The organism is Trichocoleus sp. AS-A1 (genome assembly GCF_039962015.1).
Classification (GTDB): domain Bacteria; phylum Cyanobacteriota; class Cyanobacteriia; order Cyanobacteriales; family FACHB-T130; genus FACHB-T130.
The window spans coordinates 313541-330078 of the sequence record NZ_JAMPKG010000002.1; the positions used below are offsets into that span (position 1 = coordinate 313541).

Consider the following 16538-nt stretch of genomic DNA (forward strand, 5'->3'; position numbering starts at 1 on the left):
CTTAGAAGGTTATGAGTAGTCATTCGTTAAGAATGACTACTCACTAATTACTCATCACCTCAGCCGCCCTGAAACACTTCCAAAGAAAACATTTCCGTCATCGTCCGTAAATAAGGTAACAAGATTGCCATATCATCAGCGCTCAGATGGGAGTGCATTGCCCAACCCATTGCCTGAAGCATATCTTGCACCAATCTCCAGCTCACATTTAAGCGAGGATATAACATCACGCATAAAGGAAACAGTTCTCGCTGTACGGAGCAGATATCATGTTCCAAAACGCATAAACAAAGATAAACCTGAAACATCTCAGCATCGCGAATGCTAGCGGTTCTGACGACTGCTTCGCTCAGAGATCCGCTGTAAGTGCGATGATTGGAATGTAGGCGGCAAACCTGATTACAAACCGTTTCGGCAATTTTGCTACTAATCGGTAGAAGATGCTGAACTGCGGCTAAAACTGGAGAATCATAATTATAGTTAGCCGCTGCTGAGTAGGCAGCTCGTAGCGGCATATACATATGATCGTCCATCATTTTTAAGTACGGCATCCACAGCGCTTTCTCTGGCGGCGAAAGCCACTCCAGTAACATCTGACCTGTGTAATGAAACTGCATACTTACAAAGCCGATGGCACGGGGATCGACGTTAGTGTATTTGTCGCGTACCTGCCCAAAGTCACTACCTGCAATCACTGATACCCGTTGTGCTGTAGCTCTCTCAGCATAACCATTCAAAACTTTTTGAAATAAGTAGCGAGTATCGGCAGCAATTTCTAATGGATTGATTAAGTCTGGGTTGATGCCGTGACGCCGAATCTCTTCCGATAACAGCGTTTCTGTCTTAGTCCAGGCTCTGGCACTCGCCAAAGTCAGGTTTTGCATTAGCTTGTTCGCTGTGCAAGCTCGACCTTCCTTGGACGTTACTTCTTTTAAAAATTCATTTTGTCTTAGATGCTCGGCATCATAGTCCACTGTAACTGCACGATAGTATTTTCGTGCCCACAGTGCTGCCAGAGAATGAACATTCGATTTTGATGAGTTGCGGATTGCAACGTGAGGAGACTGAACTTTAGCCGGAGCAGATGCTAATGAGGGAGTCATCACAAAATCCAAAATTGTTAAAAAAAGGGAAATTTAGCCATCCAAGGCAATTCAGCCAAGGTTTCTCAATCTGGAAAAATCAAGCTAACACACAGTAGGGTTATCCGGGTCTGTTGCCAAAAATACAAAACTTGAAAATGGTTTTGTATTTTACCAACTTTTTACAAAAGTTATACAAATTCTTTAATTAAGATTGAGTATTCAGTATTTTTACTGATTTCTGACAATCGGAGAACAAATATTTACGAATGTTAACTTAAATCAACGATTCTCATAAATTTGCTGATTTATTTGTCCAGCGGAGGGTTCTACACGCTTTCTTCACTCTGGCTAGCTATTATGTAGTGTTACATTTAAGTAATTTCCTCTACCGGAAGTTACAACCTGAGATAAGAGTTCGGTAAAACTAAGGGTTGCGGTACTGACTCGGCTGCATACAATAACTTTAGTTAGAAACCATAGCCAAAATTATGACTAGACTCTTCATCAAATTAATAGGATTCATCCTGCTTCTGGCTGGAGTTTACTTTTTAGGTAAAAATATTATTTTTGCTAGTCACTACTTCCCTTACTATTGGCGGAACTTACCGGCAATGGGTTCCGTTTTAGCCATTATGGGCGGTGTGATTTGTTTAATGTTTTTTAGAAGAGAAACAGGCAACTTTGGAGCATTTTTGTTGGGTTTAGGAATTGTGCTAGTTTTTATGAGCGGTGGCGTTATTTTAAGACAAACTAGCCTCTGGAACTTCTTTGTCGGCTTTGCGGCTTTGGCTGGCGGCTACAAATTACTCAATGAGGGAAGAATTACTTTTTAAGTTAAGCCGCTTGTTACCGAATCGTCTATTTATGAGTAGAGACGCGATTAATCGCGTCTCTAGTGTTTTATATTGCTGTAATGATTCGTTTTGAGAAGATTTAAGTTTAGCTAGTGAGTGAGTCCCAAAAAAAAGATGCTGAAAGCGATCGCGCTTATTTCCTAATTCTTGGAATTAACGATAAACTCACTAATAATAATGGGCGTCCGGCTGATAATAGCGCTGGGATTTGCTGTTAGTTGCTCTAAGGAATACGGTTCAATTCCATAGGTTATTACGCGCAATTGTTGGGTGGAGGCATCTACTTCAAACTCAGTCCAGCCATACACATGAGCCGCCACATAGCTACCTTTAAGCAGGGTAGCATCAATTCCCGAACCTTCCAGCCCTAGAGGATTGTAGCCGAAGGGGACAAGACGGGCATCCACTAAATTTTTGACAAATTCATCCTTCTCGTGGATAGTTGGCAGAGCCTCATAAGCAGCTTTTTCCTCTGACGTGAGGCTGGAAAATCTTACGCTAGTAGGTCCAAACGGCTCATAGAATGCCACCGGACTCGTCATAATGTCAAAGGCATCAACCGGGATCTGAACCCCATCCGCAGACTCTTGATAGGTGAGATTGTTCACCGCTGTGCCTTAGCTAGTGAGTGAGTCCCAAAAAAAAGATGCTGAAAGCGATCGCGCTTATTTCCTAATTCTTGGAATTAACGATAAACTCACTAATAATAATGGGCGTCCGGCTGATAATAGCGCTGGGATTTGCTGTTAGTTGCTCTAAGGAATACGGTTCAATTCCATAGGTTATTACGCGCAATTGTTGGGTGGAGGCATCTACTTCAAACTCAGTCCAGCCATACACATGAGCCGCCACATAGCTACCTTTAAGCAGGGTAGCATCAATTCCCGAACCTTCCAGCCCTAGAGGATTGTAGCCGAAGGGGACAAGACGGGCATCCACTAAATTTTTGACAAATTCATCCTTCTCGTGGATAGTTGGCAGAGCCTCATAAGCAGCTTTTTCCTCTGACGTGAGGCTGGAAAATCTTACGCTAGTAGGCCCGAACGGCTGATAGAATGCCACCGGACTCGTCATAATGTCAAAGGCATCAACCGGGATCTGAACCCCATCCGCAGACTCTTGATAGGTGAGATTGTTCACCGCCGTGCCATGAAAATCAGCAGAGATAAACACAACATTTTTGATGCAATTTTCTTTAATAAAACGCAGCAGTTGGGTGCGTTCTGCTGCAAAACCTTCATAGCGGTCGTTGGCAACGGGGATGCCCAAATTTTGGATGGGTTCGGGAATCAAAATAAACTTCCAGGTAATGCAGTTATTTTGGGCATCTAGCAAATCCCGTTGTAAGTCCGTAAGTTGTTGTTGACCTAAGAACGTGCGATTTGGCTCAAAAGAACGAGTTAAAAACTCTTTTTCTTGTTCTTTAGTAGGGTTAAAAGAAAGCGGCAAATTAGCATCGCGGAAAGAGCGGGTATCTAGGATGAAAACAGCCGCGTCGCTGCCATAGGTGTTGTAGCGATAAAGCTTGCGCTTATTTGTCGTGCGTTCTTCGCCCGTTTCCCCATAAAATTCATCGCGTAGAGGATGGTATTCCTGAAATGCTTGTAGAGCATTTTTAAACAGTTCGGTATTGTTAATTAACTCGCCACCTGTGCCGAAGCGCACATTCCGATGAGAGGATGCTGGTGCGCCCCCTGCAAAATTATCATCAACTTCGTGGTCATCAATTGTAGCGAGGATGGAAGTAGAGGCGCGAAGATCCGCCCATGTATTTAACCCGAGACGGGCGGAATAAACTTCGTTGAACTTGATGCGAAACTCGTCAAGGGTAGAAGCGGGTCTGTCTAAATCCGGCGTCTTCAGGTCAGCATAAGCAGTATCGCCATGTGCAACAAAGAACTCTAGTTGACGTTCTGGTACATTAGCGATCGCTGGGTAGGGTGCTAAATCGCCGTGCCAGTCCCCCGCCACCCCGAACCGCAAACCAGCAGGAGTCCCCAACTCAGCGGCGGTACGGAACTGACCACCAGCACACGTTCCAGCAGCGTCGGTGACTCGATAATAATAAGTTGTCCTAGGCTTTAAGTTAGTTAATTCTACCTTTACAGGTTGGTTGGAATCGGTAACTAAGCCACTGGCAGTGCCAAGAATGGTGCAGAAGTTCGGGTGAATTGAGTATTCAAAGAAAACTGTCCCTTTGGCAGTGCTGCGCGTCCACAAAACGGTTGAAGTTTGCGTCGTATCCCCAGAAGCAACGCCATTAGGTAAGGTAGATTGACCCAAATCAATAGAGGTAAACATAGATATTTCCGAACGAGAATCTGATATAGATTTTCTATTCCCTTTAGGAACCCCCCGTTCCGGAAACCCTCTATCTTTATTTACTTTTAGAAACTCTGAATGATTTTCCTTAACGCGCCCATTGCTGCAAAATGTAATCGTAGAATCGCTCCTTATCTACCTTTTGCATCACCCGAATTTTCCTCGCACCTGGTTCCACTTTGGTTCGTCCTTGACTGATGCCAGTAGCCACAATTATTGTCTCCTCTTCTCGCACTTCATAAAACTCCGGATGAGCAAGGTAAGCCGTCGCTAAAATATCCCAAAAATAATAATCTTGAGGAATCACCAGCGCATAACATTGCCCTGCTAAATCGGAAATAGGATAACGCCGCTGTTTACCTAATTGGCGCACTACTTCTGAAGTCACCGGCACATTGTTAGTCAGGTCTAATGGGCAAAGTACGATGGGGATTGATGTTTGCCAAACTCGATTTGCTGAGATGGGGTCCCAGTAGACATTCCATTCAGCCGAACCATCTTGTCCTGGTTCGATATCGCGGCTAACGTTACCCGGAACATTTAATGCACCTCCCATCCAAACAATTTTCTCGATTTTCCCTTCAATCTCCGGTGCCATATCCAGTGCAGTGGCTACTGTTGTCAAAGGGCCAGTTACCATCAGTGTGACGGGTGAGGGTGCAGTTTGGAGCGATCGCACCATAAATTTCTGACCCGATTCTGGCACTAGCGGTGTCTGAATTGTTTCTCGTTCGTTAAGAATTGGGAGATGATCGACAACAAACGAATCGCGGCGAAATAGTCGCGGAAATGGATTAATCCCCCGCACTGTACTTTCTGCCACTGGCACTTCTGAACGTCCCATCAAATCTAGAATTTTGCGCGTAGCACTCACGGCTGGCTGAATATAGCAATCTGCTGGCGTGACAACGATGCCGAGTGGCTGAACGTCATCCATCGTCATCACCAGCATCGTGGCGAGATAATCATCAACACCGCCATCATGATCCATGAGTACCAGTTTTTTGGACATAAATCTCTGCCTGAATTAGAGTCAGAATCAGATACAACGCATTGTGCTAACTTCGCTAATTCTCCCCTCTGAAGTGGAGTTAAAGATAGCGATCGCATCTTCTGTTGCACATGGGTAAGACAACAAATATCTATCACCATTCTCAGAGATAACACTTGTTTGAGCCAGCACTACAGGGGATATGCTCATTCCCGCAAGGATGCCGATACTGATGCAGATAAGGGGTTGAATAAATGCTGACTTCCAGTGGCTTTTTAGCTTCTTATGAAGCTATGCCAAAATAGCCTATTTTCAAAATAGTTGAATTGTAGAGTGGGCAATGTCTGCCAACACTTTTTTAAATGCAAAGGTACGCTAAGGAAATCGCAGAGGTTCGCAGAGAATTTCCTTGGCGAACGTTTGGGGTAGGGGCGGGTTTAAAACCTGCCCTACTGCGTACCTTTGCGTTAAAAAATTACGCTTCTTCTCGGAGTTTATCCAAGACGCCACGATCCTCTAGCGTAGAGGTGTCGCCGGAGACTTCTTGACCGGAAGCGAGATTTCGCAACAGTCGCCGCATAATCTTACCCGAACGAGTTTTGGGCAACGAGTCCGTGAAGCGAATTTCGCCGGGACGGGCGATCGCGCCTATCTCCGCGACAACGTGTTTTTTGAGTTCTTTGCTCAGTTCTTCACTGGGACTATGGGTACCTTCTAAAGTAACAAAGGCGACTACTTCTTCCCCTTTGAGTTCATCCGGCTTACCCACAACCGCAGCTTCAGCAACCGCAGGATGAGAAACTAAAGCGGATTCCACTTCCATCGTGCCTAAGCGGTGTCCTGAAACATTTAGCACATCGTCCACACGTCCCATCACCCAGAAGTAACCATCCTCATCGCGTCTGGCACCATCTCCGGCAAAGTAGACATACTGCCCATCTTTGGGGGGGATGTGTTCCCAGTAGGTGCGACGAAAGCGATCGGGGTCGCCGTAGACGGTTCGCATCATCCCAGGCCAAGGATGCTTAACGACCAGATATCCACCTTCGCTGGCGGGGACTGGGTTGCCTTCCAAATCCACAATATCAGCGAGGATTCCAGGAAAGGGAAGGGTAGCAGAACCGGGTTTAGTGGGAATTGCCCCTGGTAGCGGCGTAATCATAATGCCAGCAGTCTCAGTTTGCCACCAGGTATCGACAATCGGACACTTTTCGCCACCAATAACGCGGTGATACCACATCCACGCCTCCGGGTTAATTGGTTCGCCTACGGTTCCCAGCAATCGTAGGGAAGAGAGATTTCTGGCGTTGGGTAAGTCTTCGCCCATCTTGATGAAAGCGCGAATTGCCGTCGGTGCGGTATAAAAAACGTTGACACCGTGTTTTTCAATCACATCCCAAAAACAGCCGGGATTCGAGGCACGAGGCGCACCTTCGTACATCACGGTGGTGGCACCGTTGGATAGGGGACCATAGACAATGTAGCTGTGTCCGGTAATCCAGCCCACATCAGCAGTACACCAGTAGACATCCGTATCCTGAAGGTCAAAAATCCACTTGGTGGTCATGTGGGTGTAGAGGTTGTAACCAGCAGTGGTATGCACAACGCCTTTCGGTTTGCCGGTACTGCCGCTGGTATAGAGGATGAACAGCAAATCTTCGCTATCCATCGGTTCGGCGGGACAATCGGCGGAGATAGTCTTTTGCATCTCATGCCACCAGTGGTCGCGTCCTCCTGTCTGCATATAAATTTCTTGTCCAGTGCGCTTGACAACCAGAACATTTTGCACACTGGGGACAGCGCCATCAGCTAAAGCTTTATCAACTTGATCTTTAAGGGGAACGATCGCATCTTTGCGCCAACCGCCATCAGCCGTGACAACTACTTTGGCTTGTCCATCGATTAAGCGATCGCGCAAGGCTTCGGCACTGAAACCGCCAAAAACAACGCTGTGGGCTGCACCAATTCTGGCACAAGCTAACATCGCGATCGCGGCTTCCGGAATCATCGGCATATAAATCCCGACGCGATCGCCTTTTTCCACACCCAGCTGCTTCAGGACATTGGCAAATTGACAAACTTCCCGATGCAACTGGGCATAAGTCAGGGTGCGCGAGTCGCCCGGTTCCCCTTCCCAAATCAAAGCGGCTTTGTTCTTGCGCCAAGTAGTTAAGTGTCTATCCAGGCAATTGTAGGAAATATTTGTTTTACCACCCACAAACCACTTGGCAAAAGGCGGTTGCCAATCCAGCACCGTATCCCACTTCTGGAACCAGTGCAACTCTTGTTCTGCAAGTTCTGCCCAAAACTTCTGCGGATCGGCTTTGGCGCGGTCATAAAGTTGCTGGTATTCCTCCAGGCTTTTAATATGTGCCTTTTGTGAAAATTCAGCCGGTGGCTGGAATAAGCGTTTTTCTTGAAGGATGGATTCTATTGTGGGCTGAGACATGATGATTGCTGTAATCGGCGTTGTTACTCAAAACCATTCTGGAGGTAGATCCGACCAAAAGTGTTGTGAGTTTCGTAAAGAAAAGCAAACTGTCCTCAGCCCCCACTCTGCGATCGCTACTTAAGATACATCTAACCCCCTAATCCCCTTCCTTACAAGGGAAGGAGGACAATTGAAAGCTCTCCCATTCTGGAGAGAGGTTGGGGAGAGGTGACAAGAATTACCTATACAAACGGGATTGGCAGCCCATTTTCGGGAATTCTATCCAGTTCGATCCGGAAAGTCCCCTCAAACCCGGTTTCTCTGACATCAAACTGCCAGCCGCCGTTCACCTTCTGCATCTCCTCCTGCGGCGAAGGCTGGAAGCCTTCCCGCATAAACTGCTCATCGGCATGGAGGTAGAGTTTCAGGTTGGGCTGTAGATTGGTTGGTAGCAAGGCACGGACGTAGTACTGCTTGTTGAAAATCTTGTTGTCCGAGAACCCAAAGCCATAAAGATCGCGTTCGCCAATATAAAATTCTACGCGCAACACCATATCTTTGGAACTGAGGCTCTTTTTCGTGTCGAGGTATCCTTGCCAGATGAGTTTGTTATTATCTGCCCAAGGAAAGCCGAGACTCTGATTGGCTTCCGAGAAGTTAACATTTTTGTCAAGCGGATCAACTTGACTAAACGGGCCATAGCAATTTTCGGCATCTTTACTTTGATGGAAAAGCTCGAAGTCTACACCCCGCGGCTTGATAGAAACGCCCAGAAAAAATTCGCTCTTGCCGAAGAAATCCTTACCACGAGTAACTTTTCCCTTCACCAAGCGCAGACGCGATCGCACGTTCCCAAAAAAGAAGCGGGTTGCCACTTCAAACGCTTCTCGTGAAGTAATCAGCGAGTCGTCACCCCCGTGGCACTTGTGAACGAAAGTGCGCGGTGTTCCGGGGATTTGCGCCGAAGTTTGTTTGACTAAACCATCGCTGCGATTGTAGTTTGCCCCATACTCGCCTTCTAGGGAGAAGGCGCGATTTAACCGGGATGCGATCGCGGCGTCGTAGCTACGGTAGTTTGTTCCAACCACTGTCAGCAGTCGTTCTGCGGGAAAATAGTTGTGAAAATTAACGAAAGCCGCATCATTTCTAGGGTCTTTTTGAAAATCAGGATTAAAATGCTTTAACTCATCTTCCGCACTAATATTGATCCAATTTTTGAGAATTTGGAAACTGATGCCTTGGTGCGGCGTACCGAGGGTGACAATTTTGTTAATGTAATTCTCTGCCTTCTGTTGCTTCGAGGTTGGATAAGTGCGTTGAACTGCCTCGCGTGCGATGAGTCCACCCATTGAATGGGCAATGATATTCACCTTGGGCTTAAAGCCTTCCTTTTGGACTGTAAGTTCCCGAATAAAGTCGATCAAGCGAACCAGTGCTTCACCATACACGTTGAATTTTCGCTCGTCCAAGTCGTAGTAACGAAATACCCAGAGAGTTTGCCAGGGTTGCTCAACCGTTTCCAGCAGATGTAGCGCCATGCCGGGGTCGATAATGATCTTATTGCCAGAAAAATAGCCCAACTCCTTCAAGCGCATAAATTTTTCCACGATATCCTTATCTGTGGAGCGCTTCAGTTTCTCCGGTAGCAGCGGTTCGTAGGCATAAGTTTTACCGTAGTACCCGACGACGTTAGTGGTGTCTTGGTACTTCCAGTTCGACTTCATAAACCGCAGAATTAGCCCCTCGTAGATGTAGTTTTCACCTTGTTTTTGAGGGTAAACGGTACCAACATTAAATCTCTGGTAGGTGTCTTTTTTCTCGTCGGCAACGTCGAGTCCACCAAAACCTCGAATTAAAATGATTGGTTGGGGACTTCTTGTGGGTTCAGACATTGTGACCTCTGTACTTTGGGTATGAAGCACTATTGTCTACCTATTGGAGGAACCAGACTCCAGAGTTGTTTGCAGATGTTAATAAGCGCGATCGCAGTGGAAAGAGATGCGATCGCGTTTGCATGAAGTGCTGTTCGTTGCTTCTTGAGCAGCAGCTTCGGCTTGAGCTGTTGTCACTTCCGCTTGAGCGGCTTCAGCTGGCTCTTCAGGAGGAGATCGCATCGATAAACCAGTTAATGTTATTTTCTACACAGCGCTCGCAAACATGAGAGAGCGATCGAGCATTGCGCCCATTTACCTGGAAAAAGCTCCCTATAAGCTCCATTCAGGCAAACCTGATTTTATTGTTGTCATATCTATTCCGGCTTTTTATGCCAGTTCCCATCATCTCCCTTTTCGTAATCGCGCTTTACCGCACTCCAAGCAACCTTGAAGGCAGTTTCTTCCTCTTTATACTCTTCGTTAGCATTGTTAAAGGCAGCGAGAAAAATTTCTTGGGCGTGCTTGGGTAGGTGATTTTTTACCGAATCTGGTAATTCGTCAGTTTGTTTATAAGGCATAAATTTAATCACCTGATTCATGTAATACTAACTTGCAATTTTAAAATTTTAAAATCCTATCTCTAAAGACCTATTTTTTAATTTAATTAACTAGAGATAGCAAATAAAATAACTTGAGTCTCTCTAGAACCTGAATCAATAATCTCATTATGAACCTCTACCTTGGCATTGATTTTGGCACCTCTGGCGCACGAGCCGTCGCAATTCACGCGGATGGGACGATCCAAGCTGAGGCGGAATATCCCTTTGAGGGAGTGGCATTGGCTGCAAGCTGGGAGAAAGCTTTGTTTTCCTTGATTGAGCAAATCCCTTTGGAAGTACGCGGGGAAATTAAAGCGATCGCTATCGATGGAACTTCTTCCACAGTGCTGCTGTGCGATGACGCTGGTAAACCTGTTACTGAACCTATCCTCTATAACGATGCGCGAGGGGTGGAAGTCATGGCGCAGTTGCAGGAAATTGCGCCCCCAAACCACACGGTATTAAGCGCTACCTCCAGCCTCGCCAAACTTTTGTGGTTGCTTCAAAATTCAGAGCAGGTACAAGGGTCTACTCCTATAATTCAAAATTATTACTTCCTTCATCAGGCAGATTGGCTGGCATTTTTATTACATGGAAAACTGGGCATAAGTGACTATCACAATTGTTTAAAATTAGGCTACGATGTCGAAAATTTATGTTATCCAGAATGGTTAGTAAATCTCAAGTTACCCGTTCATCTTCCTGAAGTTATTGCCCCAGGCACATCTATTGCTGAATTAAAACCTGAAATTGCTACTAACTCGGGATTACCCAAAGATTGCGTAGTGTGTGCTGGCACCACGGATAGTATTGCGGCTTTTCTCGCTAGCGGTGCCAAGTCGCCCGGTGAAGCGAGTACCTCCCTCGGTTCAACGCTAGTGCTGAAGCTGTTAAGTCGCACTCGCGTAGATGATGCAAAATACGGGATTTACAGTCATCGCCTGGGAGATTTGTGGTTAGTTGGTGGTGCTTCTAATACGGGTGGTGCAGTGCTGCGAAAATTTTTCACCGATGCTGAGTTAGAAAGCCTCAGCAGTCAGATTGATGCAGAAAAAGAGAGCTTACTGGATTATTATCCGTTGTTAAAAGAAGGCGATCGCTTCCCGATTAACGACCCCCATCTACCGCCGCGACTGGAACCCCGTCCTGATAACCCAGTAGAATTTCTACACGGTTTGCTCGAAAGTATCGCCCGTATTGAAGCACGAGGATATCAACTTTTACAACAACTCGGTAGCACTCCTCTAACTCGCATTTATACGGCTGGAGGTGGGGCGAAAAATCCCGCTTGGACAAAAATTCGTGGTCGTTATCTACAAGTGCCAATTGTTCCGCCAATGCACACAGCCGCTGCGTATGGTTCGGCGTTATTAGCTATGCGCGGACTTGATATAAAGTGAGAATCTTTCCTTTATTAATGCAGGGACACGATATATTGCGTCTCTACATTTTTTTTACAAATTTGTACATCAATACACTATCGATATACTTACCTATTGCTAATTTCATATCTTTAGGACATCTTCCTTCTTCTTCAAAGCCAAATTTTTTGTAAAGAGCGATCGCGCTGCGATTTGTAGAGAACACTGCTAGAGTCACCTTTTCTATCAGCGGCTCATTCGCTGCCCAATCAATCAGTTCTTGCAGCAAAAACGATCCGATGCCTTTTCCTCTCCATTCTCTGTCAACAAAAATGGAGAGTATCCCGCTATGAGATGTGCGTCTTCGGTTTCCGTTCTCAAATTCAACGAATCCTACAACTGTGTTGTCAATCTCAGCCACCAAGTAAAGTTGCCCTGGTTGCTGAGAATGCTGTTCAATTGTTTCTTTTTCCTCCGATTTGGTTAAGTTAAATTCCTCAGCCTCAGTCACCATATACTTGCCTTCCTGAGCGACTGAAAATTGAAGATCGACGAGAGCTTTTGCATCCTCAATCAAGGCACTCCGGACTGTAACAACATCTCCAGTTTTCGAGTGGTATTCCTTTGGGGCGATTTTACTCACGACTCAATCAATTGTTTTGAGTTTTGAATGAATCAGCTCTCCTGACTGTTTATTCCGCTCGTTGCAGTTGAGCAATCTTAGGATCGATGATTTTTATACCGATGCCAGGAAATCTCACGGCGAGAGTAATTTTGCTTCCTTGCCCGAAAATGTTCGTAATTTGACCGACACCAAAGGCTTTGTGGAGGACGCGATCGCTCACGCTCCAATTCTGCCCTAGACTGCTGGCACCATTGGATGTTTGTCTCGGAGATGTTGACGCCATACCAGCGCGACTATTAGCAGTTGCCTTGGGTAAATTACTACTCAGCAAATCTGCGGGTAACTCCTTGAGAAACTGAGAATGAATGGCTGGTTCGCGGGAACCCCAGAGGCGACGTTCGCGGGCATGGGTGAGATAGAGTCGTTCTTGAGCGCGGGTGATGCCCACATAACAGAGGCGGCGTTCTTCTTCCAGCTGCGCCGGATCGTTGAGAGTCCGAGTATGAGGAAGCAATCCTTGCTCCATTCCTACTAAAAAGACGACTGGAAATTCTAGTCCTTTGGCAGAGTGCAACGTCATCAGCGACAAGCGCGATCGCTCTTCTTTCACATCATCCAAATCAGAAGATAGGGAAGCACTTGCGAGAAAACCCTCTAAGCTTGAATCTTCGTTTTCTTCCTCAAATTGCAGAACAGCGTTTTTGAGTTCGAGGACGTTTTCCAATCGGTTTTGCGATTCGTCGGTGCCTTGATTTTTCAAATCCTGAATATAACCAGAATCTTGCATCACTCCCTGCACGATTTCCGAAGCTGGCAGCGTGTCCAATTGTAGCTGCCAGTGGCAAATCATCTGCACAAAACTGTTAATAGACTTCGCCGCCCGTCCAGCTAAAGTCTTCACAGAGGTTTCGTCTTTGAGGATTTCCCACATCGATACGCCTAATTCTTGGGCGACATCCGAGATCGCATCCAAGGTCGCTTTGCCAATACCGCGTCGTGGAGTATTAATGATTCGCGACAAACTCAGCGCATCCGCTGGATTCACAATGAGCCGCAGATACGCGATCGCATCTTTAATTTCTTTGCGGTCGTAAAATTTTAAACCCCCAACAATGTTGTAGGGAACACCCGCACGCACCAAGCACTCTTCAAAAGCACGAGATTGAGCATTCGTGCGGTAGAGAATCGCAAAACTCCCCCAGTCTAACTCTGGATCTTTATGTTTCAGGTTGCGAATTTGATGCACGACGAACTCAGCTTCTGTAATCTCGTTGTCGGCTTTGTGACAAAAAATTTGCTCGCCTGCCCCGCGTGTCGCTTTGAGAATTTTATCAATCCGCTGAGTGTTATTTTCAATGAGTTTATTTGCCGCTTGGAGAATATTTTCCCTAGAGCGATAATTTTCCTCCAGCTTTACCATCGTTCGCGTATCGTCATCCGGCAAACCATCCCCAAAATTTTCTTGAAATTCTAGCAAGATAGTGAAATCTGCCATGCGGAAAGAGTAGATGGATTGATCCGCATCACCGACGACAAAAACCGAGCGATTTTTCCAATCCCACTCATTCTTCCTAGTTTCTCCATTCGTCGTCAGCAGGCGAATCAGATCGTACTGAATCCGGTTGGTATCTTGATATTCATCCACCAAAATGTGACCAAATTTTCGATGCCAGTAACCTAAAACGTGCTCATTTTGCTGAAAGAGCTTTACCGGAATCGCAATTAGATCGTCGAAGTCAAGGGCGTTATTTTCTGCCAGTCTATCCTGGTATTTGCTGTAAACTTCCGAGATTACCCGTCCGCGATAATTCGCCTGTTCTGCCTCAAATTCTTTGGGGGAAAATCCCTGATTTTTGGCGTTGCTGATGGCATAACGAACCGAACGCGGCTCAAACTTTTTCTCATCCAGGTTCATTTGTTTAGTGACAATCTCTTTCACCAAACTTTGAGCGTCGGATTCGTCAAAAATCGAAAAATTGCGGCTCCACTTACGTCCTCTTTCGTCTTGATATTTCTCGATATCGTATCGAAGGATACGAGAGAAGAGACTGTGGAAAGTACCAATCCACAAGTCTTTGATGTAAATTTTATAAACGCGCGATCGCAATCTTGTCTGTTCATCCGCTGGTAACGCTGTCAGTGGCTTCCCATATTCTTTTTCAGCGAGCTGTTCAGCAAACAGCTTTTCCATCCGCTGCTTCATCTCCCGTGCGGCTTTGTTGGTAAAAGTCACCGCCAGGATATTTTCCGGATCGACCCGGTGCTTCAAAATGAGATTGGCAATTCGATAAGTCAGCGCCCTCGTTTTGCCGGAACCAGCACCGGCAACAACCAGCAAAGGCCCGCAGAAATGCTCAACAGCGCGGCGCTGGGAGGGGTTGAGGTGGCTAAGGAAGTCAGTAGTGGTGGTCATGGTTCAACTGGAGGGATGCGACGCAAGAGCGTATTTTAGCAAGGCTATCCCATACTACCTAACCTGGTTGACCACCATTGCCGTCCCTCGCTTAAGAGAGTGCGATCGCCCAGCATTAACTTCTCATCCCGAATGTGGCACTACGGATAAGATTCATGCAGACATTTTGCCTGAATCAAGTCCCCACTCGTGCTTCAGAAAGGACTTGTACATATTTTCTTTGACGATCATTTGCTCGTACAGCATAATCAAAAATTCCTGTGCTTGTTCGCGGGACATATTTTGCACTTGGTCTGAGAAGCTTCTAATACTGAATTTTTGCTCTAAAGATAATTCAATTGGCTGATTCATAGCGAGTTCCTTTACTCGTCTTAAAATGAACTTTGAACTGATTTTTGATTCTCCCTTGTTGTTTGTTATTGACTAGGGAAATGACTGGGTTTTAAATGTTGTGTAGCATCAACAAGAAAACTTGGTATTAGACGCACAGCAACTTAACCGACACTCAGCGCCATTTTGTAACCTGCATACAAGGGAAATCTGAGACAGAGACTTCGTGAAACTCAATTCACACTCTTGTAAACTTGTCAAGTCCAAACACCGGATTTATGCGAATTTTTAAAAAAGTTAACATTATCTAGCAACGGTCACAGCAATAACTAATTGCAACGCCTCTGCTGCCGTATCCAGCAAAGCTACAAAGTGACAATTCCTTGTTCCAGTGAAGTCTAATATTGATACTATGACGAGCATTTCTCCAGGACAAACGCTGCTAGAACGCCATCGGCAGCAATTTCCAGCTCTCGCGAATAAAGCCTATTTCAACTATGGCGGTCAAGGCCCAATGCCTCAAGCAGCATTGGATGCGATTTTCCAATCCTATGAATACGTGCAGCGTGTGGGGCCGTTTTCTAATGAGGTAGGGAGTTGGGTAGTACGGGAGGCAACGGAAACGAGAGGTGCGATCGCGTCTTCCCTGGGTGTTCCCACCGAAACCATTACCCTGACTGAAGATGTCACCGTCGGCTGCAATATCGCCCTCTGGGGCATGGACTGGCAAGCCGGAGACCATCTGCTAATTTCTGACTGCGAACATCCAGGCATTGTAGCAACCGTGCAGGAACTCCAACGCCGCTTTGGTATTGAAGTATCCTGCTGTCCGCTGATGGGAACTTTGAATGAAGGCGATCCCGTAGCAGCGATCGCAGAATATCTGCGCCCCAAGACCAGAATGGTCGTGCTGAGTCATATCCTCTGGAACACGGGTCAAGTCTTGCCGCTGGCTGAAATTGCTGCCGCCTGCCGCAACCATTCCACCGAGAATCCCCCCATCAGAATTTTGGTGGACGCAGCTCAATCTGTGGGGTCAATGCCGCTAAATTTGACAGAATTGGGGATTGATTTTTATGCTTTCACGGGTCACAAGTGGTGGTGCGGGCCAGAAGGCGTCGGTGGTCTGTACGTGCGACCGGAAGCTTTAGAAAGCCTGAATCCCACGTTTATCGGCTGGCGCAGCATTCTTTACAATTCATCCGGTCAACCAATTGGCTGGCAACCGGATGGGCGAAGATATGAAGTCGCGACTTCTGCCTATCCCCTCTATGCTGGGCTTAGGGCAGCGATCGCCCTTCATCAGCAATGGGGAACCCCAGAATCTCGCTTCCAACAAATCCTAGAGTTGAGCCAATACCTCTGGCAACGTTTAGCCGAACTTCCTCACATCAAATGTCTGCGAAATGCACCGCCAGAATCCGGTCTTGTCTCCTTCCAGCTTTCAGGCGGGGGCAATCACCAGCAATTAGTACAATCTTTAGAAAATCAAAACTTGCTGGTTCGGACAATCCGCAATCCCGACTGTGTACGCGCCTGCGTTCACTATTTCACCCTGCCATCTGACATTGACCAACTTGTTGAAGCCATTCAAAAATTGAGTCAGTAGTCACGGGTCATTAGACCTTAGGAATTGGCAACTAGATTAATGAC

At 46.3% G+C, this 16538-nt stretch carries 15 protein-coding genes; 4 read left to right on the plus strand and 11 right to left on the minus strand.

All coding sequences use genetic code 11. The annotated features are described in order from the left end of the window. Positions 1-59: 59 nt before the first annotated feature. The gene (locus NC994_RS03030; protein ID WP_190441164.1) at positions 60-1103 is read right to left on the minus strand and encodes a hypothetical protein; all 1044 of its coding nucleotides are present in this window, start codon (positions 1101-1103) and stop codon (positions 60-62) included. 470 nt (positions 1104-1573) lie between these two features. On the opposite strand from NC994_RS03030, the gene NC994_RS03035 reads away from it, so the two are divergent. After that, the gene (locus NC994_RS03035) at positions 1574-1918 is read left to right on the plus strand and encodes a hypothetical protein (RefSeq protein WP_190430370.1); all 345 of its coding nucleotides are present in this window, start codon (positions 1574-1576) and stop codon (positions 1916-1918) included. Between the two features lie 161 nt (positions 1919-2079). On the opposite strand, the gene NC994_RS03040 is transcribed toward NC994_RS03035, so the two are convergent. From NC994_RS03040 to acs, 4 genes are all read right to left on the minus strand, one after another. Next, positions 2080-2547: a hypothetical protein gene (locus NC994_RS03040; protein WP_190441167.1), complete on the minus strand. Its 468-nt coding sequence runs from the start codon at positions 2545-2547 to the stop codon at positions 2080-2082. A gap of 64 nt (positions 2548-2611) precedes the next feature. Further along, positions 2612-4240: an alkaline phosphatase D family protein gene (locus tag NC994_RS03045; RefSeq protein WP_190441170.1), complete on the minus strand. Its 1629-nt coding sequence runs from the start codon at positions 4238-4240 to the stop codon at positions 2612-2614. Positions 4241-4349: 109 nt separating this feature from the next. After that, positions 4350-5273: a nucleoside hydrolase gene (locus tag NC994_RS03050; protein ID WP_190441172.1), complete on the minus strand. Its 924-nt coding sequence runs from the start codon at positions 5271-5273 to the stop codon at positions 4350-4352. Positions 5274-5727: 454 nt separating this feature from the next. After that, complete coding sequence (gene acs, locus NC994_RS03055; RefSeq protein WP_190441175.1) at positions 5728-7701, minus strand: acetate--CoA ligase; 1974 nt, start codon at positions 7699-7701, stop codon at positions 5728-5730. Between acs and NC994_RS03060 the strand changes: the two genes are divergently transcribed. Further along, positions 7700-7825, plus strand: coding sequence for a hypothetical protein (locus NC994_RS03060; protein ID WP_277877671.1), 126 nt, complete (start codon positions 7700-7702; stop codon positions 7823-7825). The genes acs and NC994_RS03060 overlap by 2 nt on opposite strands. 100 nt (positions 7826-7925) lie before the next feature. Here NC994_RS03060 and NC994_RS03065 read toward each other — a convergent pair whose 3' ends face one another. From NC994_RS03065 to NC994_RS03075, 3 genes are all read right to left on the minus strand, one after another. After that, positions 7926-9575, minus strand: coding sequence for an alpha/beta hydrolase (locus tag NC994_RS03065; RefSeq protein WP_190441177.1), 1650 nt, complete (start codon positions 9573-9575; stop codon positions 7926-7928). Positions 9576-9653: 78 nt separating this feature from the next. Further along, positions 9654-9797 carry a hypothetical protein gene (locus NC994_RS03070; protein ID WP_190441179.1) on the minus strand — a complete coding sequence of 48 codons (144 nt, stop codon included), beginning with the start codon at positions 9795-9797 and terminating at the stop codon, positions 9654-9656. A gap of 134 nt (positions 9798-9931) precedes the next feature. Then, on the minus strand, positions 9932-10135 hold the full coding sequence (locus tag NC994_RS03075) for a ChaB family protein (RefSeq protein ID WP_190441181.1): 204 nt from the start codon (positions 10133-10135) through the stop codon (positions 9932-9934). Between the two features lie 149 nt (positions 10136-10284). Between NC994_RS03075 and NC994_RS03080 the strand changes: the two genes are divergently transcribed. Continuing rightward, on the plus strand, positions 10285-11556 hold the full coding sequence (locus NC994_RS03080; RefSeq protein ID WP_190441183.1) for an FGGY-family carbohydrate kinase: 1272 nt from the start codon (positions 10285-10287) through the stop codon (positions 11554-11556). Positions 11557-11599: 43 nt separating this feature from the next. Here NC994_RS03080 and NC994_RS03085 read toward each other — a convergent pair whose 3' ends face one another. From NC994_RS03085 to NC994_RS03095, 3 genes are all read right to left on the minus strand, one after another. Beyond that, on the minus strand, positions 11600-12160 hold the full coding sequence (locus tag NC994_RS03085) for a GNAT family N-acetyltransferase (RefSeq protein ID WP_199299816.1): 561 nt from the start codon (positions 12158-12160) through the stop codon (positions 11600-11602). Between the two features lie 49 nt (positions 12161-12209). Continuing rightward, a complete protein-coding gene (gene pcrA / locus NC994_RS03090) occupies positions 12210-14555 on the minus strand; it encodes a DNA helicase PcrA (RefSeq protein ID WP_190441185.1) in 2346 nt (781 codons plus the stop codon). Between the two features lie 153 nt (positions 14556-14708). Next, the gene (locus NC994_RS03095) at positions 14709-14906 is read right to left on the minus strand and encodes an NblA/ycf18 family protein (RefSeq protein WP_190415249.1); all 198 of its coding nucleotides are present in this window, start codon (positions 14904-14906) and stop codon (positions 14709-14711) included. Between the two features lie 391 nt (positions 14907-15297). Here NC994_RS03095 and NC994_RS03100 point away from each other — a divergent pair, with 391 nt between their 5' ends. Beyond that, positions 15298-16494 carry an aminotransferase class V-fold PLP-dependent enzyme gene (locus NC994_RS03100; protein WP_190441187.1) on the plus strand — a complete coding sequence of 399 codons (1197 nt, stop codon included), beginning with the start codon at positions 15298-15300 and terminating at the stop codon, positions 16492-16494. Positions 16495-16538: the final 44 nt, after the last annotated feature.